Genomic DNA, 25,528 nt, shown 5'->3' with positions numbered 1-25,528 from the left:
ATTCAAATCTATGACAAATTCATTTCAGCCCATTCAGGAAGATAAGCGAACAGCTATTGTTGATATTTTAAGAGGCTGGGCTTTGTTGGGAGTGGCAATAGGAAATTATGTTGATTTTAGATATATTGGATTAGAACGTTTTATTCTAAAAAAAGGTCTTTTTTCTGAGATTATCAGCTATTTTAATGTGTATTTTTTTTCAGCCAAATCCTGGACCTTATTAAGTATTTTATTTGGATATGGATTTGCGGTACTTATTAATAATGTAGCAGAAAAAGGAAAAAATCCTGTTTACTTTTTTTGTTGGAGAATGTTTCTCCTATTTATTTTTGCTTTTATAAATTCTGCCTTTTGGTTAGGCGATATCTTAAAAGACTACGCTTTTTTAGGCTTATTACTTTTATTCTTTTACAAAAGTTCATCCAAAACAATTCTAATAACATGCGGAATACTTCTTTTAACTATTCCGTTTCTTACTGCTTATATCAATTCGATAAAACAAACATTACCAGATGTACAATCTACTGCTAAATACTTAAAATTATTTTACTCTGATAACTGGCTAGATGTATTCCAATTTAATTTGCTGGGAACTTATTATCAGGAAATGATTAATCTTGTTTATGCTGTTACAGTACATGTCGTGATGTTTACACTTATGCTTTTAGGTTTCTATGCTCAAAAAATTAACTTTTTTAATCGTTTGCCTGAGTTTAAAAAACTATTAAAAAAAACTTTTTTAACAACGTTGATTCTGGCCATAATTTCCGGTATTCTATTTGAAATTGCAATTAAGCAGAAAGTAACTTTCCCTTATTTCCATCCTGTTTTTTGGATTATAATAAATACAATGTTCTGTATTTCTTCTGGAATTTGTTTATTGTATACTAATGGAAAGTTGAAAACAATTTTCAACTATTTTAGGGTTAGCGGTAAAATGACATTGACCAATTATATGATGCAAAACATTATTGCTGTTTTTCTATTCTCTGGAATTGGCTTTAAAATCTATAATACTTTACCTTATTGGTTTTATTTTTTCTTAGCCATTTTTGTCTTTATTCTTCAATTATTCATTAGTAAGTGGTGGCTTTCAAAATACAATTATGGCCCAGTTGAATGGCTTTGGAGATCTGCCAGTTATTGGAAATTATTTCCTTTTAAGAAAACAAAATCTGAGGTTGTTACTGAAGTTAAAACGATATAATCTTCGTTCATTAGATAAATAAAAAAAAAGAAAAAGCCCTTAAAAATTATTTTTAAGGGCTTTTTATATAAGTATGTTTTTGATTATTTCACTTCAAAAACATTATTTGCAGCTTTTACATCGGCCATTAATCCGCTTGGATCAATTGTGATTTTTTTGATTGCTGTTTTGTTTTTATCAATTGTGAAACTATAGTTTGACATTGCCCATGCCCAATCCTCCAAAACAGTTCTTTTTACATTCGGATTTGGATTTGGTTTGATGAAATTCATCATTCTCAATGGAATATAGAAAGTCTCAGAAGTTCCATCAGTATAATCCACTTTTAGGTCGATTGGCATTGGCATTCTTCCGATTCTTTCTAATGTTACAGTTGTTTTTCCTGCATTATCAGCTACGTCTTTAATTCCGTAATCGATAGTATTTGTCGTTTCTGTCCAGTCAATTAAATACCAATCCAATTCAGCTCCAGAAACTCTTTCCGCCGTTCTTTTGATATCATTTGGAGAAGGATGTTTGAATTTAAAATCGTTGTAATATCTTTTTAAAGTCGCATCCGTATTTTCTTTTCCAATAACATATTCCAATTGCGATAAAAAGATACTTCCTTTTACGTAAGATGAAATACTGTATGGTCTGTTTTCGTCATAACGATCACCATGCGTAGATTGCGATTGCTCTTTGCCAGAATTTACTAAACTATAATAAGCTGCATAATTTCCTTTAAATGGATTTTCTTCTTTTTTAGCCGCAATTTCATTTAGAGCAGAATCTTCGATGTAAGTTGTAAAACCTTCATCCATCCATGGGTGTTTTGACTCATTTGAAGCCAAAATATGTTGGAACCAAGAGTGTCCTAATTCGTGTGTTGCAGTTCCTAAAATTCCTTCAAGTGTACCACTTCCTAGCATCAAAGTACACATTGCGTACTCCATTCCACCGTCTCCACCCTGAATAAATGAATATTGTTTGTATGGATAAGCTCCTACTTTGTGGTTGTAATAATCCATTACTTTCACCATTAAAGGCTCCAATTGTTTCCAGTTTCCTGTTGTTTTTGGATCATTTTTGTAGAAGAAATGCAAATCAACATCATTTGGTCCTTTTACAATATCGTGTGTATATTCTTTATCAGCCGCCCATGTAAAATCATGCACATTTGGCGCAATAAAATGCCAGGTCAAGGTTTTTGCTTTTTTTGGATAAACCACAGTTACACCAGCATCTTCATAACCATGACCAATTGTATTTTTATCCTGTAAATATCCAGAACCACCAATTGTGTATTCTTTGTCAATTGTAATTTTCACATCAAAATCTCCCCAAACACCATGAAATTCTCTCGCGATATATGGATCTGCATGCCATCCTTCAAAATCAAATTCGGCTAATTTTGGATACCATTGTGACATCGATAATTCGACACCTTCTTTATTATTTCTTCCAGAACGACGAATTTGAACCGGAACTTGTCCTTCAAAATCTAAGGTAAAAGTTGTTTTAGAATTTGGTAAAATTGGCTTAGCCAAAGTCACTTCTAAAATAGTTGACGACGTTCTTGTTTGAGCAGTTACACCATCTTGTTTAAAATTGGTAATTTTTAAAAAACCAGTTTCGTTTGGTTTTAAAGTTTCGATTCGGCTTTGTTTTACTTCTTTACCGTCAGCATCTTTAATTTTGTTTACCATTCTTGCATCAGGATCTTTTATCGAATGCAAACGTGCGTCCATTTCGCTTCCTGGCTGAAAAGCATTTGGGTATAAATGGTAAAATACTTTTCTTAAAGTATCAGGAGAATTATTGGTGTACACCAATTCTTGTTTTCCCTTGTACTGATAATTTTTGACATCCATAGAAACCTCCATTTTGTAATCAACATGTTGTTGCCAATATGGAGCGTTTTGTGCAAATGCTGAGTTTAAACCAAAACTCAAAAAGGATAATAGTATAATTTTTCGCATCATTGTTTTAATAAAAATGGAAGAGTTGCCACTCTTCCATCGTGATTAGTGTTTTATATTTTTTATTTCTTCGACATTTTTTCAGCCATTAATAGCGCATTATAAGCATTCACCATTTTAGCTGTTTTTGATGATTCTGCTGATGAAACTGCTACTGGTTCTGCATCTGGATTTGGATTTTCGCCCAAAACTACACTTGGCGGAAGCGCAACTCCAGAATCCATCAAAATTTGTTTTACCTGATTTGCTTTCAATTTTGGGTAATAAGAACGAATTAAGGCAGCAACTCCGGCAGCATTTGGTGATGCCATTGATGTTCCCTGCAAGTATTTGTATTTATTATTTGGAACTGTTGCATAAATTTCTTCACCCGGAGCAAAAACGTCTACATTGATTTTTCCGAAGTTCGAAAATGGAGCTACTACATTTTCTCCATACGTTTTATTAATCGCACCAATTGTAATTACATTATCTGTAAACTCTTTTACATTGTCTTCAGAATCATTTGGATAATTGATATTTTTTGTTTCATCAATATTATAACCATCATTACCAGCTGCATGCACAATTAAAACATCTTTTTTCTTTGCATATTTTAAAGCCTCGTAAACCCATTGTTTGTGTGGAGAAAAGCTTTTTCCGAAACTTCCGTTAATTACTTTTGCACCATTATCTACGGCATAACGAATGGCTAGTGCAATATCTTTATCATACTCATCTCCGTCTGGCACGGCTCTTACTGTCAAAATTTCAACGTTATTAGCAATACCGTCTCCACCTAAATTATTACCACGAACTTGTGCAATAATTCCGGCTACGTGAGTTCCGTGAAGTGCTTCTTCTTTATCCGGACCAAAAACAACATTATTTCCGTAATGATCATTTTTAATGTCTTCAGGATTATCGCCTACGATTTTTCTTCCGTCAAATTCTTTATTTAAATTATAATTCAACTGATCGTAAACTTGTTTTTTATAATCTTCCAATTCTGCTTCAGGATCAAACGTTGGACCTGCATTGGTAAAAATTTGAGTCATGATCATTTTGCTTCTTGCTACTTTTTGATCTGTAGAAGTAATCGTGCTTAAATCTTCAATTTTATAGGTTGTTTTGTTTAATTCCTTTTTAATAGTATTGTGAACGTCCAACAAAAAGTCTACTTGTTGTTTGTCTTTTAAAGCTTTGTCGTATTTTTCGTTATATTGTGCTAAAGCATTTTTATATTCTGGAGAACCATCGTCGCCTTTTTTAACAACACGCGTCATTTCAAGATTTTCATGTACGGCATCGCCAAGGAAATTCCATCCGTGAATGTCATCAATAAAACCATTTTTATCGTCGTCGATTCCGTTTCCTGGAATTTCTTTAGAATTGGTCCAGATCATTCCTTTCAGATCTTCGTGCTCAATATCAACACCAGAATCAACAATACCAACAATTACTTTTACGCCTGTTTTTCCTTGTAATAATTCGGCGTAAGCCTTATCTACACTCATTCCTGCAATGGTATCTTTTACCAAATCAAGATGACTCCATCTTTTTAATTCATTTTCTGTAACCGGAGCTTTTTTAACAATAGCTAAAGGAGCAGTAATCGCTGTTTTAGGAGTTGAAACTTGTGCTTGTAAGGTTACACTACAACCTGCTAAAACAAGTAATGCAAAAGCAGATAAACTATTTGGTTTTATATGACTCATATATATAATTATAATAAAAGTTAAAGATGGGTCTAAATTATGATTTTTTGTTACAAAAAACTAACAGTTAACACTGTGTTATGATTTTTTAGTTATGATTTAAGAAAATGTAAAACATATAGAAAAGCTCTTTACTGCAAAGATTAAATTATTTCCTACGAAAACAATTATTAATGTAAGACTACAGTGTTTCTGAGACGTCGTAGATTAAATTATTAAGAAAAAATAGCCTCTTTACGTGTTCCCGTAAGGAAAGTTGGTTTAAAACTTGTACACTTGCGCGACCGAATCATAAACTTATTCTATGAAAACAAAACTACTCTTGTTGATGTTACTGGCAAATTTTTCGATTTATGCGCAAATTAACTTAGTTCCGAATTCTGGATTTGAGAACTGGACTGCCGGCATACCCCAAAATTGGACTATTGCAAATTCTGTTGTCTCAAGCGGTGATTTTGCTTCAGGACAGTTTAGCGCAAAATTATCGTATAAGACAGCTTCGCCAAAAATCATTGCTCAGGTACCAATGAAAGCTGGTGTAACTTATACTGTGAAATATAAGTATAAATATGTTAGTGCTAATTTTAGTGGAGATCACCCAATTTCATTAAATATTTCGAAAACAGGCAGCGCAAATACTTTATCAAGCAGTGCTTTTGCTACGAATAATTTATGGACTCAAAAAGAAACTGTTTTTACTGCAGATCAGGATCTATCTTACGATTTATCATTTTCGACTTTTAGTTTTGATAGTGCTGCTTTTGATGTTTTAATTGATGATGTTCAAGTGTATGTTCAGGGAACAGAACAGTATACGCTAATTCCAGATGTGGAGTTTGAAAAAGCTTTAATTACATTAGGTCTTGATTCTGGACCAACTGACGGTAAAGTTTCTACTTTAAATATCAAAACCGTTAAATCCTTAAATATAAACCCTCAGCTAGTTTCTAATTTAACAGGAATCCAAGACTTTGAAGCCTTAGAAACACTTATTTGTAAGGGTACCTCAGTTTCAAACTCAGGTGGAAATGGAAAATTGACATCACTAGATGTTTCTAAAAATTTAAATCTAAAAACACTGGATTGTTCGTCAAATTTACTAACCAGTTTAGATCTTTCTAAAAACATTTCCTTAGCTACTTTAGATTTCAGTGTCAATACCATGAAAGATATTGACCTTTCTAAAAATGTAAATTTAACTACTTTAATTTTTAACTACAATCAAATTAAAGCAATCGATGTTACAAAAAATATTCTCTTACAGAAGTTAGAATTTACTAGTACGGCAGTGCCTTCTGTTGATTTATCTCAAAACGTAGCCTTAACTTATTTAAGATGTTCAAACAATCTGAATTTTTCAGCAATTGATGTTTCTAAAAATACTGCTTTAACCTACTTAGAAGTAAATTCTCTTAAATTGACAACTCTTGATGTTTCAAAAAACATTAACTTATCTTCTTTAAGCTGTTATTCGAATCAATTAAAATCTATTGATGTTTCTAATAATATCAAATTATCTATATTAGATTGTAGTTCAAATCAATTAAAATCTATTGATGTTTCTAAAAACATTAATTTATATAATTTCAACTGCTATAGTAATCAATTAACTTCTCTGGATGTTTCAAATAGTCCCAATTTACGTTCTTTGTATTTTTTTTCAAATCAATTAACGACTATTGACATTTCTAAAAACACCAAATTAACTGACTTTATTTGTAACTTAAACAAAATAACAACTCTTGATCTGTCTAAGCATACGGAATTGAAAAATTTTGGATGCGCCTCAAATGAATTAGTGAGTTTGAATCTTAAAAATGGCAATAACACTTTAATGAAAAGTGGCAACATAATCCTTACCGGAAATCCAAAACTTTCTTGTATCGTAGTTGATGATGTTGCTTATTCAAATGCAAATTGGACAATTCAAAAAGATCCTGAAACTTTTTTCTCAACTTTTGATTGCGCATTGGCTACACAAATTTCAGATCCTGCCTTTGAGGACAAATTAATTGCCATGGGAATTGATACTGATACCAAAAATGGTTTAGTGTTAAATTCCAGTATCGCAGCATTAACTTCATTAGATCTTTCAAATAGTTCTATTGTCAATTTAAGTGGTATTCAAGGATTTATTTCTTTAAAAACTTTAAATGCTTCTGGCAATTTATTGAAAAAAGCAGATCTTTCTAAAAATAGTGCATTGACAACTTTAAACACGTCTAACAATCCTACATTAACTTGTATTCAGGTAGCAGATCTAGCTGTTGCTGCCACTTGGAATACTACTAAAGATGCTACAACAAGTTTTAATTTAGATTGTAATTCTTATACGTTAATTCCAGATTCAAAATTTGAAGATAAATTAATTGCTCTTAATATTGATAAGGATGGAAAAAATGGAAAAGTTAATACTGAAAGCATTGAAAATGTGACAGCATTAGATGTTTCCAATCTTGATATTACAGATTTAACAGGAATTCAGGATTTTAAAAGTTTAAAAACACTAGCTTGTAATGGTTCTGCCCCTCTTGGTGTTTCAACTGGAAAGTTAACCAAACTAGACGTTTCAAAAAACCTGATGTTAAAAGAATTAAATTGTTCTTACAATCAAATAACGAGTTTAGATGTATCTCAAAATACACTTTTGGTTACATTGGATGCAAGAAGTAATAAATTAACTTCAATCGATCCATCTAAAAACATTGCTTTAACACAATTGTATCTGGGTTCTAATCAATTGACAGCAATTGACATAACGAAGAATACAGCCCTATCTTCAATAAGTTTTATAAACAACAAATTAGGCGATTTCGACTTAACTCAAAATACGAGTTTAATATATATCTACCTTACTTCTAACAATTTAACATCGATTGATCTTTCAAAAAATACAGCTTTGGAAGTTTTGGACGTTTCTTATAATAAATTAACAACTCTTGACTTATCAAAAAATGTGAGCTTGAGAAGTTTAGAACTTGGAAGAAATTTATTAACAACTTTAGATACTTCAAAAAATACAGCATTAAATTATTTATTTTGTTCAAGCAACAAACTAACCAGCATTGATGTCTCTAAAAACTTACTGTTAAGTCAATTAATTGTCACCACAAATAACCTGACAAAATTAGATGTATCTAAAAATGTGGCATTAGCATATTTTTATGCTGAAGGAAACAATTTAGTTAGCTTAAATTTAAAAAATGGCAAAAATACTTTGCTTACAAGTAACCATATTTCATTTAGAAATAATCCTTCCCTTAATTGTATTCAGGTGGATGACATTGCTTATGCAAATACGAATTGGTCTGCCGAAAAAAACAGCACTGCTTATTTTTCTACAATAGATTGTGCTTTGACAACTGCCATTGCAGATCCTAAATTTGAAGAAAAATTAGTGGCATTAGGAATTGATACTGATGGAAAAAATGGATTTGTAACCACTTCAAATATCAAAACATTACCTTCATTAGACGTATCAGGAAGTTCTATTACGGATTTAACCGGAATTGAAGCTTTTACCTCTTTAACAAATTTAAATGTTTCAGGTAACCTATTAAGTAGTTTAGATCTTTCTAAAAATATTAATATAACTACTTTAAACGCTTCAAATAATGCAACCCTGAATTGTATTAAAGTTGCTGATGTAGCTGCAACTAACAATTGGGCAGTAACTAAAGATGCAACAACAAGTTTTAATGTTGATTGTAGAGCCTTTACAATAATTCCTGATCTTAATTTTGAGAAAAGATTAATTGCTTTAGGAATTGATACTGATGGTGAAAACGGAAAAGTTTTAACTTCAAGTATTGCTACAAGAACTAGTTTAGGTCTGGACGGAAGCTCTATTTTAGATCTAACGGGGATAGAAGATTTTAAAGCTTTAGCACAATTATCTACAAATAATAATAAGTTAACTACACTAGACCTTTCCAAAAACACAAACTTAACGACCTTAAGTTGCAGTAATAATCAATTAAAAACTATTGATCTTTCTAAAAATTTGTTATTGAAAACTTTAGATGTTAGTTCAAATCAATTAACAACTTTAGATCTATCTAAAAATATTGCTTTAACCTCTGTAGGTTTTGACTTTAATAACATAACTAGTTTAGATGTTTCAAAAAGCACAGAACTGCTTAATTTAATCGGTCAAGGAAACAGATTAACAACTTTAGATGTGTCTAAAAACACAAAACTTACCTTATTGTATCTTAACAATAATGTATTAGTGTCTCTAGATGTAACTAAAAACATAGCTCTAACAAAATTACTTTGTGCAGGCAATCAATTAACAAGTTTAGACGTTTCGCAAAATATAAATTTAACGGAGCTACTGGCAAGTACTAACAAACTATTAAATGTTAATCTTAAAAACGGAAATAATACAAAATTAATAAGTAATAATGGAGGAGTACAACTTACCTATAATCCAAACTTAACCTGTATTCAGGTTGATGATGTTGCGTATTCTAAGCAGAATTGGGCATCAAAAAAAGATGTAACAGCAACTTTTTCATCTGTAGCTTGTCCTGTTATTGTTCCTTACACATTAATTCCAGATCCAAATTTTGAAGCTAAATTAATGGATCTTGGCATTGATAAAGATGGTAAAAATGGAAAAGTTCTTACTGCAAGTATTTCTGGATTAACCACCCTAAATGTATCAAATAGTTCAATTTCAGACTTAACAGGAATTGAAGATTTTACTTCATTAACAACGTTAGATTTTAGTAAAAACCAATTAAAAACAGTTATTGTTAATAAAAACAGATTGCTTACAAAACTAAATTGCAGCGAAAACCAATTGAGTGAATTAAATCTTATTACACTTTTGACTTTAAGCGATTTAAATTGCAGTTTCAATAACTTAACTGCTTTAGATCTTTCTAAAAACACCCAGTTAACTATCTTGAGTGCAAGTTTTAATAAACTTACCAATTTGGATGTTTCAAAAAACGTTGCCTTAAAAGAATTTGATTGTGCCAGCAACAATCTTTACAACTTGAATTTAAAGAACGGAAATAACGTAAATATGCAAAGAGTAATTTTTGGAAATTTCACAAAAAATCCAAATTTACTTTGTATTGAGGTAGATGACGCTGCTTTCTCTGATCAAAACTGGATTGCAAAAGATGCTTCAGCAACATACTCTACAACAGCATGTCCTGCAAACGTACAGTATACTTTAATTCCAGATATCAATTTTGAAAAACTTTTGATCAAAAATGGTATTGATAAAGATGGTGAAAACGGAAAAGTTTTAACTTCTAGTATCTCCAAATTAACTTCTCTTAGTGTTTCTGAAGCGTCTCCTAAAATTAGTGACTTAACCGGAATTCAGGATTTTGCTGAATTACAAGTCTTAAATTGCTACAGCAATGACCTTACTAAACTGGATCTGACACAAAATACAAAATTGACACTTTTAGATTGTTCAAACAATAAATTAACCACTCTTGATCTTTCTAAAAACACAGCCTTAAATCATTTGCACTGTCGTACAAATAATTTGAGTGAAATAGATCTTTCAAAAAATTTAATGCTTACTTATGTTGGAATAAATGAAAATAAGCTTACGAACATTAATGTTTCTCAAAATTTAAAATTGGAAACATTCTATGCTTCTAATAATCTTATTACAAACATTGATCTTTCAAAAAATAAAGCATTGCTTTATCTAATTATTACCAACACAACTTTAACAGAAATAAATCTTAGCTCAAATAAAGCTTTAAAAACTGTAGATATATCTAGTAACAAATTAACTTCTTTTGATTTTTCTCAGAATCCGAATTTATATTCAATAAATATAAGTTCAAATCAATTAACGAGTCTAAATCTTAAAAACGGTAATAATTTGATAATATCAGGTAATTCGTTGAAACTGACATCAAACCCTAAATTGACTTGCATTCTGGTTGATGATGTTGTTAATGCAAACACAAGCTGGTCAAGTTCAAAAGACGCTATAGCAACGTATAATACAGAATGTACTGGAGAATTAACTTTACCTGCCAACAATTTTGCTATTGAAACTAAAGGCGAATCTTGTCTGGGTGAAAACAACGGAGAAATAAGCATTGTAGCAAAAACAGCATTTGCCTATAATGCTATGGTAAATGATAAGTCTTATACTTTTACAAATAACAGTTTAAAAGTGGCTGCGTTAGCTCCTGGAATTTACAAAATCAAGATTACAATTCCTGATGTGATTTTCGAACAAAACTTTACTGTGACTATTGCAAAAGGTGCAACAATAACTGGAAAATCTAGTATAACTTCTAAAAAAGTAGATGTAGAAATTACGGAAGGAACTGCACCGTTTACTGTTTTTGTTGACGGAACCGAACAGTTCCAAACAACAGATTCTAATTTCTCTGTAGAACTTAGTGAAGGTGGATTACTTGAAGTTGCAACTGCAAAAGCTTGTGAAGGAATTTATGCTAAAAAAATCAAAACAACAGAGATTTTAGGAACAGTTCTTTCTGCTTATCCTAATCCAACTACTGGAATTTTTGAGATTGAAATTCCAACCAACAAAAACGAAATTACAATTGAACTGTACAATTTTGGTGGTCAATTAGTTTCTCGCAAAGCGTATGTTATCGAAAATGGAACTGCAAAATTAAATCTTGGAAATCAACCTTCAGGAATTTATGCAGCCAAGATCTATTTAGAAACTCCAGAATATATTAAAATCATAAAAAAATAAAGATGAAAAATTTTATATACCTACCAATCATCGGTTTAATATTTGCAGCATGCGGCAGTGGTGGCGGAGATGAACCGGACCCGACACCTGTACCTGTAAACACTGCACCCAGTGTACCTGCATTATCGAGTCCCGCGGATAATAAATTGTGTTTAGACAATACAGTCGTTTTTCAATGGAATCAATCTAATGACCCCGAAAAAGATGCAGTGGTTTATCAGATTCAGGTTGCAAAGGATAATGGGTTTACTCAAATTGTATCAACTCTTGATGGAACCTCTAACCTGACAAATACAGCTACTTTAGATAAAAACACGGCTTATTACTGGAGAGTAAAAGCAACAGATGCTAAAGGTTTAGCAAGTGCTTACACGGCAACTTATAAATTTTATACAGCCGGTGTTGCTGTGGTTAATCATTTGCCATTTGCACCTTCTTTAAATTCACCAGCTATAAACAGTGTTTTAAGCACTACGACAGCAAATTTAAATTTTACTTCATCAGATGTTGACCTTTCTGATGCTCTTACTTACGACGTATATTTTGGTACGGTTAATCCCCCTACAGAAAAAGTGCAGGACAACAAATCAGATCGTTCTGTTACTGTTGCAGTTGAACCTACAAAACAATATTTCTGGAGAGTTGTAGTAAGAGATAATAAAGGAGGAGAAACTATTGGTCAGGTTTGGAAGTTTAAAACTAATTAAAACTATAATATTGCAACTAGTTAAACAAAAAATCCCGTTTTCAACTGAATGAAAACGGGATTTTTTAGTTAGAGTTTTTTTTAAATAACTATCCCTTTTTTCAAAAACAAATACCGATTTACGGTTTCTCGTAAAGAAATAACAATTATAATTCATACAATTGCGCGACCGAATCATAACTAAATATATGAAATATTAGTTGCTTTTAGCAAATTTCAGCAAACAACATTACAGCAAACTGATACTTAAAGTCCTAAACCTAAGGAAAACAACGATTTTACCTTTTTACAAAATCTGTAAAACAAAAATAAATTTCAATCAAAACCACACATTCAAACAATCCAAATCTTAGCATATGAAAAAAACTTTACTCTTACTTTTAATATTTTCCTGTTTACAAATAAATGCCCAATGCTGGAAAACGGTGACTGCTGGATATAGTTATACTGTAGCCATACAAACAGATAATAGTTTATGGAGCTGGGGAGAAAACAAAAGTGGACAATTAGGAGATGGCACTATTATAAGTAACAATACGCCAAAAAAAATCGGAACAGCTACTGATTGGAAAATAGTAGTTACCGGAACTAATCATACTGTTGCTCTAAAAAACGATGGTTCTTTGTGGGCTTGGGGAAGCAACAAGGAAGGGCAATTGGGAGATGGTACTTCTACAAATAAAAGCATTCCTATACGAATAGGAACCGATACTAATTGGCAGACAGTGGCAGCAGGAAATCAATACACAGTTGCCTTAAAGAACGATGGAACTTTATGGGCTTGGGGAGATAATTATTTTGGAGAATTAGGAAACGGTACCAGTTCAGGTAGCAACATTCCTAAGCAGATTGGAACAGCTACAGATTGGAAATCGATAACAGTAGGTTATTATCATACTATTGCCTTAAAAACAGATGGTACTTTATGGACGTGGGGAGGAAATGATACTGGACAATTGGGAGATGGTACTATTTCGAAAAGTTATTCTCCAAAAAAAATAGGAACAGCAACTGACTGGAAAAGTATATGTGGAGGAGGTAGTCATACACTTGCTATAAAAACAGACGGGTCACTATGGGCCTGGGGGAAAAATAAATATGGAGAGTTAGGAAACGGTACAACTACGGATAGCTATGTTCCGATAAAAATAGGAACGTCTACAGATTGGAAAAGTTTAGGAGCGGCGGGCGATCATACAATTGCCATAAAAACAGATGGCTCTTTATGGAGCTGGGGATATAATTATCATAACGAATTAGGAAATGGCACATCCTTAAACAGCCTTGTGCCAATACAAATAGGAGTTTCAAAAAATTGGCAAGACGTACACGCAGGTTGGTATTACACAGCTGCTGTGAGTTCTGATGGCGTTATGTGGACTTTCGGAGATAATGCTGATGGGCAATTAGGTGATGGTACAAATGTTAATAATAACGTACCAATAACAGTTGTGTGCCCATCTTCGCTTATAATACAAGGGTCTCAAGTTAATATAAACTGTTTTGGTGATAAAAATGGTTCAGCTTCGGTAACAGCAGTTTCAGGCGGTACCGCTCCATATACTTATCTTTGGTCTAATGGTGCAACTACAGCAACCATTACGGGATTATTAGCCGGAAATTATACTTGTACTGTAACAGATGCCTCTTCATTATCCATTACAAAAAGTTTTGTTATTACGCAGCCAACAATTCTTAACTTAATAACAACAAGTACAAATGCGTGTAACAATAATAATGGAAGTTTGACCGCTACAGCAAATGGAGGAACGCTCCCATACCAATATGCAATTACCCCGAATTTTACTTACCAAAGTTCAAATGTGTTTACGGGTTTATCGGCAGGAACTTACACAATTAACACAAAAGACGCTAACGGATGTATTGTTACGAACACTACAACTATTACTGCAAATAATACACCACCTCCAACTGCCAGCTCACAAACATTCAATAATATTACTACAGTTGCAGACTTAAAAGCTGTCGGACTTAACCTTAAATGGTTTAGTGTGCCTGTTGGCGGAACTGCTTTAAATTTATCGACTGTAATACAAACGGGTACATATTATATTTCACAAACAATCAATGGGTGCGAAAGTATAATGAGAGCTTCAGTCAACATAACAGTTACAGTGCCTCCAGGAAATGAGCCAGTACCAACAAATGGTTTGATTGTATATTATCCTTTTAATGGAAATGCAAATGACCAAAGTGGAAACGGAGTTAATGGAAATCCACAAAATCTTACTTTAACTACTGACAGATTCGGGAATAGCAATGCTGCTTATTCTTTTAACGGACTAAATAGTGGTATGAGCATCTATTTGGCAAATAATCCACAAGCTACTAACACACGAACTATGACTGGTTGGTTTAAAGCAAGTGATCCTGTGAGCTCAAGCGCTTTTGATTTTTGTCTTGCAAGTTACGGAGCTGATGCAGATTCTTTTAAAATAACCTTTTATCGCAAAGGAAATTTAGATGTAAATTTTGATTCTCAGACTTTTTCATCTCAAAAAAATTATTTTAATAATGAATGGACCTTTTTTGCGATGACTTTTGATGATGACACCAACGTTTTTTCACTGTATATAAACAATGTTCTTGAACTAACCGGAACCGTTAATTTGTTTACAAAAGGATTTGGAGGTATTTGTAACATCGGAAAAAACAATGCAAACAATTATTTTGAAGGTTCTATAGATGATATTGCCATTTGGAATCGCGTATTAACACCGCAAGAAATTTCAGCCTTGTATGTACCCGGAAATAATATTAATTACACTTTAATTCCAGATTCAAATTTTGAACAAAAACTAATTAATTTAGGAATTGACAGTGATGGATTAAATGGAAAAGTTGTTACATCTAATATTAGCACTGTAAAGTTTTTAGACCTTACCAAAAGTAATATTTCAGATTTAACAGGAATACAAGACTTTGTATCATTAACTGATTTGTATTGTGGTCAAAATTCATTAACAACACTAAATGTAAGTAAAAATACCGCTCTGACTACTCTAGACTGTAACAACAATAAAATAACCTCTTTAGACGTAAGTAATAATATTGCTTTACTTAATTTGAGCTGTTATTCAAATCAATTAACATCGTTAGATGTAAGTAAGAATACAGCGTTAACAAAATTAGATTCTGGTTCAAACAAATATACTGTTTTGGATGTAAGTTCAAATACTGCGTTAACATTTTTGGGCTGTAATACTAGCCAATTGACCAGTTTAGATGTAAGTAAGAATACAGCTTTAAAGCTGCTGGATTGTCGCGAAAATAAATTAACCCAATTGGATGTTTCTAAAATCACGACTCTAACAGAGCTATATTGTCAATCTAATCAATTAACAAATTTGGATATAAGCAAAAATAAAGCTTTAGAATTTTTAAATTGTTCAAAAAATCAGCTAACCACTTTGGATGTTAGCGTAAATACTGCCTTAGTTGGTTTATATTCTAATTCTAATCAATTAACGAGTCTAAATTTGAAGAATGCAAACAATGTTAAATTTGCCTATTTAAATCTTATAGACAATCCAAATCTAAACTGTATTCAAGTTGATGATAGTGATTATTTTAATACAAAATGGGCTAATAAAAAAGACCAAAATGCAAGTTACAACACTAATTGTCCTTATTATACTCAAATCCCTGATAGTAATTTTGAAAATAAATTAATCGCATTAGGAATTGATTCCGGAACTGCTGACGGAAAAGTTTTGACTTCAAATATTAGTTCGGTTACAGCACTAAATCTTTATGGTGCTAATATTAGCGATTTAACCGGAATAGAGAATTTCAAGGCATTAGACTCTTTAAACGTAATGTCAAACAAATTGACTCGCTTAGATGTTTCCAAAAATTTGGCCTTAAAAGATCTTCTTGCCAATTATAATAATCTAACAGAGATTAATCTTTCTAAAAATGTGGCTCTTGAAAACTTAGTCATTTCTAATAATAGTTTAAAAGCCATCGATGTTTCAAAGAATCTTAGTTTACAATATTTTACTTGTTCATCCAATCAACTAACAGATATTGATGTTTCAAATAATAAATTATTACGACTATTATGGTGTGAAAGAAACCAAATAACAAGCCTGGATGTTTCTAAAAATACTGCTTTGTCTACTATTCTTTGCTCCGAAAATCCACTCCTCACCAACGTAAATTTAAAAAATGGAAACAATGGCTCAATGCAATTGGAATCATATGTTATTAACTTTTCGAAAAACCCTTTGCTAACGTGTATTGTTGTTGACAATGCCATTTATTCTAATGAAAAATGGTCTGGGTTCAAAGATACTATAGCATCTTATTCTACTATAGACTGTGCTCAGATTACCGCAATACCAGATCCGGCTTTTGAAGACAAATTAATTGATTTACAAATCGATAAAGATGGTAAAAACGGAACTATTTTGAATAGCAGTATTTTAAGTGTAACTTCTTTAAATCTATTAGCCAGCAATATTAAAGACTTAACAGGAATTAAAGGTTTCACAAGTTTACAAACTGTTAACTGCAGCGGAAATCAATTATCAAATTTGGATATTTCACAAAACAAAAATTTAACTGTGCTTGATTGTAGCAGTAATAGGTTAGTATCACTAAATCTGAAAAACGGAAATAATAAAAACTTTAAGAACAATTCTAACTTTACTAAAAATTTAGATTTAAGTTGTATTCAGGTTGATGATCAGGTTTACTCAAACCAAACCTGGACAAGTTTTAAAGACAGTACAGCAAATTACAATGTAGATTGTACGAACTATACAATACTTAATGACAGTAGTTTTGAACAAAAGTTGATTGATTTGGGAATTGATAAAGATGGCCTTAACGGAAAAATAACCACCGCCGATATTAGCAGTATTACATATCTGGATCTTTCGGGTGCTAATATTTCGGATATATCAGGAATCGAAAATTTTACTGCCTTAACTTATTTAGATCTTTCTTCTAATAACTTAAAAGCAATAGATGTAAGTAAAAATACATCTCTTATGAAACTAGATTTATACAATAATCATTTAACGAGTTTGGATGTCACTAAGAATACTAAGCTTTTAAATTTAAGTGTAGCAGAAAACCAAATCACTAATCTGGATATTTCTCAAAATAAAGCACTTCTTTTTGTCAATGTTTCTGATAATTTATTAACTAATTTTGACTTAACATCAAATACAGCATTGACTATGATTGATTGTGGGCAAAATAAATTGACACAATTAAATGTTTCAAATGCACCAGATTTGACTTATTTAGTTTGCGGGCAAAATAATATTGCTTCCTTAAATCTTTCCACAAATACAAAACTGGAAAATTTATATTGCAATAATAATGCACTAACTGTTTTGGATCTTAGCAAAAATGTTCAACTGAAAAGGTTACAAGCATCGTGGAATCAATTGACAAATGTCGATTTATCTCACAACCCACTATTAGAACTTGTTTTCTTAGAATTCAATCCTCTAACGTCGTTGAATGTTCAAAATGGTAACAATAAAAACTTTATTTTACCATCACAAACGGGTAAAAAATCAGAAACTGCGATATATACAAGCTTCTTAGGTAATAAAACACTTGGTTGTATCAAAGTTGATGACCCGGCATATTCAAATGCCAATTGGTCTAAAATTAAAGAAGAAACTACTGTTTATTCTGCAACTTGTACTTTAGGTATCGACGATTCTGTTTTTAACAAAGCGGTTGTATATCCAAATCCAACAAAAGGAGAAGTAAACATCAACAATATCTCTTTAGATAAAGTAACCGTTTACAATACAATAGGACAATTAGTTAAATCATTTAGAGTAGATTCAGGTAATACAAATAATAGAATAGATTTATCCGAATTACCGAAAGGAGTATACTATTTATATTTAATTAATCAGGATGCAGCTTCTGTTAAAAAGATAATTGTTGAATAATCACAATTAGTTAAATAAAAAAATCCCGTTTTCATTCAGTTGAAAACGGGATTTTTTTATGATTTAAAGTGTATTTTAAAGAATCTCTTCGCAGGTAAAAACTTCTTTTAATCGAACTCCTTTTTCAGTGTGTTCAACCGTTATAATTTGATTATGAGCATCATGCTCCAAAAATAAATAATAATTTTGATCGGCTGCAGCGTTTAGTAATTTTGACTTTTCAGGCATGGTCAATAAAGGTCGGGTATCGTAACCCATAACATACGGAAGTGGAATATGTCCCGCTGTAGCTAATAAATCAGCACAAAAAACAATTGTTTTATCCTTATATTGAATATACGGAATCATTTGTTTTTCAGTATGACCATCAACGTAGTAAATTCCAAAATTCATTTCTTCAGAAAATCCAAAATCAGCCTCAGGACGTTTTATAAAATTCAGTTGCCCACTTTCCTGCATCGGCAAAATGTTCTCAGATAAAAAAGAAGCTTTTTCACGAGGATTTGGTTTCGTTGCCCATTCCCAATGATTTTCATTCGTCCAATATTTAGCATTTTTAAACGCCGGTTCATATCCCGTTTTATCAGCGTTCCATTGCACACTTCCTCCACAATGATCAAAGTGCAAATGCGTCATAAAAACATCTGTAATATCATCTCGGTGAAAACCATATTTTGCCAATGATTTATCAATCGAATGTGATCCCCAAAGTGAGTAATAGCCAAAAAATTTCTCCGATTGTTTATCTCCCATACCGGTATCGATCAAAATAAGGCGATTTTGATCTTCAATAAGCAAACAACGCGCCGCAATATCAATTAAATTATTGTCGTCTGCCGGATTGGTTTTGTTCCAAATTGTTTTAGGAACAACGCCAAACATAGCGCCTCCGTCTAATTTAAAATTTCCGGATTCTATTGGGTAAAGTTTCATGAAAGTAAATTTCTAATAGGAAAACAAAGCTAGGAAATCCAATTTCCTTATGCTAGAAATTTCTATTTTAAAACTTCATTTTAAAAAATTACAGCCTTATTCCAGCGTAATCGAAGTGTTTCCAAAAATTTCCTGTTTGTCGAAGAAATTGACAAAATAAGTTCCTTTTGGAAAATGACTTTCATCAGAATTCAAAATTCCATAAACATTTGCAGGCTTTCCCTGAAAATCAACTGCTACAATAAAACTGTAAACCAAAGCTTTATCATTTCCGAATTCAATCAATTTATCTTCGCCTAAAACTTTATTCTTTTGATCTAAAACCTGAACATAAAAAATTCTTTTTCCGGTTTTTGCAATCGAATTTCCATTGATAGTAAAACTTACTTTAAGTTTTTGAGCACTTTTAGCTTTATCTGTTTCTAATTCTTTTCCGGATTTTTTCTCACGAAGTCCTACTACCTTAAAATTACTCATAGTTAATTTTGAGGCATCATTCAAAGTCGATTCTAATTTTTTTTGTTTAGAAACTAAAGTGTCATTTTCAGCCTTTTGTTTGTACATAACTACATTTTGGCTTTCAATTTCAGTCAATAAATTCTTATTTTGAGATTTCAGCTTTTTAACTTCCAGTATATTAGAATTTAATGAAATTTTCAAATCAGAAAATTGTTTACGGTATAGCACAATTTGTTGTTCCGAAGGATCTTTTGATGCCTTGATGATTTCCATCAGATTTTCAACATTCCTTTTCTCAATTTCTAATTGCTGCGATAATGAAGTATTCTCTAAAATTACAACATCATAAGCCAGTTTTAAAGTATTTAAAGAATCTAATATATCTTTCTGGGCAAGTTCTCGCCCGCCTAATAGTATTGTATTTTGTTTTTTATCTGTTATATTTTTAGACAATTCAAGATTTGGTTCTTTACTAAAAATATAAAATGTAGCACCTAATCCAAAAACAAATAATACTGCAAAAAGTGCTTTTACCCACCCATTTTTATAATGTTTTTTCATAATTACCCCTAATTTTGTGCAAAAATACCACTAATTCACTATTTAAAATACGTATAAATACGGTATTTTAACTTAAATTACAGATTATTGACAACTTGAAAAATAAAAACTTCTTTTTCTTTTAAAATTCTCAAAGGAAAATGGATTTTGTTTATCGTAAAATAGAATTTTCTAAAACAAAATAACTTCTATCTATTTTAACATTTGTTATAATAATGTGAACCGTTATGGAAAAAGGTTTTTAAGTCGTATCTTTGCAGACAATTTCATTTGAACATTGAAACACAGTACTTTAAAAATGTAATAATTTCATTACTATTTGAATTTGTATTAAAAATGAAAGAAAAAATAAATACCATATACAATGATAAAAGTTTCTGATACAGCCAAAAAGAAAATCATCGATTTGATGAGTGATGATGGTTTTGATGCCGCACATGACTACGTACGTGTAGGTGTGAAAAGTGGCGGATGCTCTGGTTTGTCATATGATTTAAAATTTGATAAAACCAAAGGCGACGACGATAAAATATTTGTAGACAACGACATAACAATTGCAGTTGAAAAAAAATCATTTCTATATTTAGCAGGAACAATTCTAGAATTTTCTGGAGGGCTAAATGGAAAAGGATTTGTATTCAATAATCCAAATGCAAGCAGAACTTGTGGTTGTGGAGAATCATTCTCTCTATAAATTAATTAAAGAATAACAAGGCTAATAAAGAGTAATTCTTTGAAATTTTTGAAAATTACATCTTTAAATCTTTACATCAAAAATGAGCAAATACACAGAAGACGATTTAAAAATCGAACTCGAAACTAAAGAATACGAATACGGGTTTTACACCGATATCGAATCGGAGACATTCCCTATTGGCTTAAACGAAGATATCGTAAGAGCTATTTCTCTTAAAAAAGAAGAGCCAGAATGGATGACCGATTGGCGCATCGAGGCTTTTCGTGCCTGGAAAGAAATGATTGAGCCGGAATGGGCAAATGTTCATTATCAAAAACCAGATTTCCAAGCCATTTCTTATTATTCAGCTCCAAAACAAGTAGATCCTAGCAAAACTTTGGACGACGTTGATCCGGAATTGTTAGAAATGTACAAAAAACTTGGAATCTCTGTTGACGAACAAAAAATGATGAACAATGTCGCTATGGATATTGTTGTCGATTCTGTTTCTGTTGCAACTACTTTCAAGAAAACATTAGGAGAAAAAGGAATTATTTTCTGTCCAATTTCTGAAGCTATCAAAGAACATCCGGAATTGGTAAAAAAATATTTAGGGACTGTTGTACCTCAAAAAGACAACTTTTACGCAGCATTAAACTCAGCGGTTTTCTCTGACGGAAGTTTCTGTTATATTCCAAAAGGCGTTCGTTGCCCAATGGAACTTTCAACTTATTTCAGAATCAATCAGGCAGGAACCGGACAATTCGAAAGAACACTTGTTATTGCTGACGAAGGAAGTTATGTTTCATACCTTGAAGGATGTACAGCTCCAAGTCGTGACGAAAATCAATTGCACGCTGCTGTGGTTGAATTAATCGCTCTTGACGATGCTGAAATTAAATATTCTACCGTTCAAAACTGGTTCCCAGGAAACAAAGAAGGAAAAGGTGGGGTTTACAACTTCGTAACCAAAAGAGGTTTATGCGAAACAAATGCTAAAATTTCTTGGACACAAGTTGAAACCGGTTCAGCTGTAACATGGAAATATCCTTCTTGTGTACTTAAAGGAGATAATTCGGTAGGAGAATTTTATTCAATTGCCGTTACCAATAATTACCAACAGGCAGATACGGGAACTAAAATGATCCATTTAGGCAAAAACACTAAATCGACTATTATTTCTAAAGGTATTTCGGCTGGTAAATCACAAAACAGTTACCGTGGATTAGTGCAAATTAGCCCAAGAGCTGAGAATGCAAGAAACTTTTCACAATGTGATTCATTATTAATGGGTAACAATTGTGGAGCGCATACTTTCCCTTATATCGAAAGTAAAAATCCATCGGCTAAAATCGAGCACGAAGCAACTACAAGTAAAATTGGAGAAGATCAGGTTTTTTATTGCAACCAAAGAGGTATCCCGACTGAAAAAGCGATTGCCTTAATTGTAAACGGTTTCAGTAAAGATGTCTTGAACAAATTACCAATGGAATTTGCTGTTGAAGCTCAAAAATTATTAGAGATTTCTTTAGAAGGATCTGTTGGATAATAAAAAGCAACAATTATGGATATCATCTTAAAAAATGTAAAGAAAAAAGATTTTCCGGTTTTAAAATCGCTGGCAAAATCTCTTGGTTTTGAAATTATTGAAGAAATAGAGAAACCATATAATCCAGAATTTGTAAAAGAGATTCTTAATGCTGAAAAAAGTATTGAAGAAGGAAAAGGAGTTAAAATAAAAGTTGAGGATTTGTGGAAATAATTTATTCTGAAAAGGCACAAAAAGACATTCTTTTTTGGAAGAAGTCTGGAAACAAATCAATAATGAAAAAGATCACAAGTTTAATTCAAGACATTTTAATTCATCCTTACGAAGGACTTGGAAAACCCGAACAATTAAAATATGAATTATCCGGAAGATGGTCAAGAAGAATTGATAAAGAACATAGGATTATTTACAGAATTACAGAAGAAAATAATATCGAAATACTAAATATTCTTTCTCTGAAAGGACATTACGAATAAGTATTAATGGAAAACAAAAAAGTAATCATTTTAGGTTCATCCAGAAAAAACGGAAACACAACCCGAATTGTGGATGAAATTTCTAAAGATACCGGAATAGATGTGATTGACTTAAGTGATTATAATATTTCTTATTATGATTACGAAAGCAAAAACAGAGAAGATGATTTTCTGCCTTTAATAAGAAAAATACTTGAAGAGTACGACACTTTAATTTTTGCAACGCCAATATATTGGTACAATATGAGTGGAATAATGAAGGTTTTCTTTGATCGTTTTTCAGATTTAATCCGAATTGAAAAAGAAACCGGAAGAAAACTTAGAGGAAAGAAAATTGGTGTGATATCCAATTCACACGACAACGAAATAGAGGATAGTTTTTACATTCCGTTCAAAAAATCAGCCGATTATTTAGGCATGGAATATTTAGGACACGCGCATTTTAATGCCAATATCCTAAACCAACAAACAAAAATAGAATTGACATTTATATAAAAATAAAAAAACAATGTTATCAATAAAAAACCTTCACGCCGGAATTGGTGATAAAGAAATCCTTAAAGGAATTAATATAGAAGTTAAAGCTGGCGAAGTACACGCTATCATGGGGCCAAACGGTTCTGGAAAAAGTACACTTTCTGCAGTTATCGCAGGAAACGAAAACTACGAAGTTACTGACGGAGAAGTTTTCCTTGACGGAGAAGATCTTGCTGATCTTGCTCCTGAAGAAAGAGCACACAAAGGAGTTTTCCTTTCGTTTCAATATCCAGTAGAAATTCCTGGAGTAAGTGTAACGAACTTCATGAAAACTGCGATCAACGAAACTCGTAAAGCAAACGGTCAAGCCGAAATGCCGGCTAACGAAATGCTAAAAGTAATTCGTGAGAAATCGGAGTTATTAGAAATTGATCGTAAATTTTTATCTCGTTCTTTAAACGAAGGTTTTTCAGGAGGGGAGAAAAAAAGAAACGAGATTTTTCAAATGGCAATGTTAGAACCAAAATTAGCAATCCTTGACGAAACCGATTCTGGTCTTGATATCGATGCTTTAAGAATTGTGGCTAACGGAGTTAACAAATTGAAAAGCGAGAAAAATGCAATCATTGTTATCACACACTACCAACGTTTGTTAGATTATATCGTTCCTGATTTCGTTCACGTTCTTTACAACGGAAGAATCGTAAAATCAGGTGGAAAAGAACTAGCTTATGAGCTAGAAGAAAAAGGATACGATTGGATCAAGGCAGAAAACTAGTTTACAGTTACAGTTAACAGTTTACAAAACTCATAACTCATAACTCATAACTTACAACTAAAGAAATGGATTTAAAAGAAAAATTAGTATCGTCTTTTATGGCTTTTGAAGAGCGTGTCGATGTACATTCAGATTTACATGACATACGCACAAATGCCTTAAAAAACTTCGAAAATAAAGGTTTCCCAACCAAAAAAGATGAAGCCTGGAAATATACATCGTTAAACGCCATCTTAAAAAATGACTTTACGGTTTTTCCAAAGGAAGAAAATGCAATCGAATTTAATCAGGTAAAAAAATACTTTTTACACGAAATTGATACTTATAAATTAGTATTTATCGATGGTGTTTTTAGTTCGCATTTGTCTTCTACAACACATGATGGGGTTGATGTTTGTTTGATGTCATCGGCATTGACCAAACCAAAATATAAAATGATTATTGATACCTACTTTAATCAAATTGCAAGTAAAGATGATAGTTTAACTTCATTGAATACTGCTTTTGCAAGTGAAGGTGCATTTATCAATATTCCGAAGAAAAAAGTAACTGACAAACCTATTGAGATCATGTATTTCTCAACAGGAAACGAATCAGCTTTAATGGTTCAGCCAAGAAATTTAGTTATTGTGGGTGAAAATTCACATGTTCAAATTATTGAGCGTCACCAAAGTTTGAATGAAAATCCGGTTTTGACCAATTCGGTTACAGAGATTTTTGCTCAAAAACGTGCGATAGTTGATTATTACAAAATTCAAAACGATAATAGTGAAGCCAATTTAATTGACAACACTTACGTTTCGCAACAACAAGAAAGTCATGCTTATGTACACACTTTCTCTTTTGGTGGAAATTTAACTCGTAACAACTTAAACTTTTATCACTTTGGTGAAAGATTGACAAGTACGTTAAACGGAATTTCGATCTTAAATGACAAACAACACGTTGACCATTATACTTTGGTAAACCACGCAACACCAAATTGCGAGAGTTTCCAGGATTATAAAGGAATTTTCTCTGATCGTTCGACCGGAGTTTTCAACGGAAAGGTTTTGGTTGAAAAAGAAGCTCAAAAAACAAATGCTTTCCAAAAAAGCAACAACATTTTATTGAGTGACAAAGCAACGATCAACGCAAAACCACAATTGGAGATTTTTGCCGATGACGTAAAATGTTCTCACGGTTGTACAGTTGGACAACTTGATGAAACAGCTATGTTCTACATGCAATCGCGTGGTATTCCTAAAAAAGAAGCTAAAGCTTTATTGATGTACGCATTCTCAAATGCCGTTATCGAAAGCATTAAAATACCGGAATTAAAACAAAGAATTACTAAAATCATCGCCATGAAATTAGGCGTGAATTTAGGATTTGATTTGTAGTATTGT

15 protein-coding genes are annotated in these 25,528 nt (G+C 32.0%); 11 read left to right on the top strand and 4 right to left on the bottom strand.

Features of this window, described 5'->3' with window-relative positions; all coding sequences use genetic code 11:
* Positions 1-10: 10 nt before the first annotated feature.
* Entirely contained in the window at positions 11-1,207 is a 1,197-nt protein-coding gene (locus tag AC1RRN_RS16355) for a DUF418 domain-containing protein (RefSeq protein ID WP_492968322.1), read from the top strand.
* Positions 1,208-1,290: 83 nt separating this feature from the next.
* Here AC1RRN_RS16355 and AC1RRN_RS16350 read toward each other — a convergent pair whose 3' ends face one another.
* Positions 1,291-3,168, bottom strand: a complete 1,878-nt coding sequence (locus tag AC1RRN_RS16350) for a M1 family metallopeptidase (protein WP_492968467.1) — start codon at positions 3,166-3,168, stop codon at positions 1,291-1,293.
* A gap of 62 nt (positions 3,169-3,230) precedes the next feature.
* Positions 3,231-4,865, bottom strand: coding sequence for a S8 family peptidase (locus AC1RRN_RS16345; RefSeq protein WP_492968321.1), 1,635 nt, complete (start codon positions 4,863-4,865; stop codon positions 3,231-3,233).
* A gap of 304 nt (positions 4,866-5,169) precedes the next feature.
* Between AC1RRN_RS16345 and AC1RRN_RS16340 the strand changes: the two genes are divergently transcribed.
* The 3 genes from AC1RRN_RS16340 (at position 5,170) to AC1RRN_RS16330 (ending at position 18,231) form a co-directional block, all read left to right on the top strand.
* Positions 5,170-11,580, top strand: a complete 6,411-nt coding sequence (locus AC1RRN_RS16340) for a T9SS type A sorting domain-containing protein (protein WP_492968320.1) — start codon at positions 5,170-5,172, stop codon at positions 11,578-11,580.
* A 2-nt stretch (positions 11,581-11,582) separates the two neighbouring features.
* Positions 11,583-12,287 carry a glycoside hydrolase family 78 protein gene (locus AC1RRN_RS16335; RefSeq protein ID WP_492968319.1) on the top strand — a complete coding sequence of 235 codons (705 nt, stop codon included), beginning with the start codon at positions 11,583-11,585 and terminating at the stop codon, positions 12,285-12,287.
* Between the two features lie 355 nt (positions 12,288-12,642).
* The gene (locus AC1RRN_RS16330) at positions 12,643-18,231 is read left to right on the top strand and encodes an RCC1 domain-containing protein (protein WP_492968318.1); all 5,589 of its coding nucleotides are present in this window, start codon (positions 12,643-12,645) and stop codon (positions 18,229-18,231) included.
* A 75-nt stretch (positions 18,232-18,306) separates the two neighbouring features.
* Here AC1RRN_RS16330 and AC1RRN_RS16325 read toward each other — a convergent pair whose 3' ends face one another.
* Complete coding sequence (locus AC1RRN_RS16325) at positions 18,307-19,164, bottom strand: MBL fold metallo-hydrolase (protein ID WP_492968317.1); 858 nt, start codon at positions 19,162-19,164, stop codon at positions 18,307-18,309.
* Between the two features lie 96 nt (positions 19,165-19,260).
* Complete coding sequence (locus AC1RRN_RS16320) at positions 19,261-20,184, bottom strand: DUF8428 domain-containing protein (protein ID WP_492968316.1); 924 nt, start codon at positions 20,182-20,184, stop codon at positions 19,261-19,263.
* 364 nt (positions 20,185-20,548) lie between these two features.
* Between AC1RRN_RS16320 and AC1RRN_RS16315 the strand changes: the two genes are divergently transcribed.
* The 7 genes from AC1RRN_RS16315 (at position 20,549) to sufD (ending at position 25,522) form a co-directional block, all read left to right on the top strand.
* Complete coding sequence (locus AC1RRN_RS16315) at positions 20,549-20,878, top strand: HesB/IscA family protein (protein WP_035686721.1); 330 nt, start codon at positions 20,549-20,551, stop codon at positions 20,876-20,878.
* 82 nt (positions 20,879-20,960) lie between these two features.
* Positions 20,961-22,409 carry a Fe-S cluster assembly protein SufB gene (gene sufB, locus AC1RRN_RS16310; protein ID WP_492968315.1) on the top strand — a complete coding sequence of 483 codons (1,449 nt, stop codon included), beginning with the start codon at positions 20,961-20,963 and terminating at the stop codon, positions 22,407-22,409.
* 15 nt (positions 22,410-22,424) lie between these two features.
* Complete coding sequence (locus tag AC1RRN_RS16305) at positions 22,425-22,622, top strand: DUF2683 family protein (protein WP_492968314.1); 198 nt, start codon at positions 22,425-22,427, stop codon at positions 22,620-22,622.
* Positions 22,613-22,885: a Txe/YoeB family addiction module toxin gene (locus AC1RRN_RS16300; protein ID WP_492968313.1), complete on the top strand. Its 273-nt coding sequence runs from the start codon at positions 22,613-22,615 to the stop codon at positions 22,883-22,885. The genes AC1RRN_RS16305 and AC1RRN_RS16300 overlap by 10 nt, the downstream gene beginning before the upstream one ends.
* 6 nt (positions 22,886-22,891) lie before the next feature.
* Positions 22,892-23,380 carry a flavodoxin family protein gene (locus tag AC1RRN_RS16295; protein ID WP_492968312.1) on the top strand — a complete coding sequence of 163 codons (489 nt, stop codon included), beginning with the start codon at positions 22,892-22,894 and terminating at the stop codon, positions 23,378-23,380.
* Between the two features lie 13 nt (positions 23,381-23,393).
* The gene (gene sufC, locus AC1RRN_RS16290; RefSeq protein ID WP_492968311.1) at positions 23,394-24,140 is read left to right on the top strand and encodes a Fe-S cluster assembly ATPase SufC; all 747 of its coding nucleotides are present in this window, start codon (positions 23,394-23,396) and stop codon (positions 24,138-24,140) included.
* A 65-nt stretch (positions 24,141-24,205) separates the two neighbouring features.
* Positions 24,206-25,522, top strand: a complete 1,317-nt coding sequence (sufD, locus tag AC1RRN_RS16285) for a Fe-S cluster assembly protein SufD (RefSeq protein ID WP_492968310.1) — start codon at positions 24,206-24,208, stop codon at positions 25,520-25,522.
* Positions 25,523-25,528 lie beyond the last annotated feature (6 nt).

It is taken from the genome of Flavobacterium sp. GW821-FHT11G01, assembly GCF_058808175.1.
The sequence above is the reverse complement of the archived record's forward strand: the minus strand, read 5'-3'. Positions and strand labels throughout refer to the sequence as shown.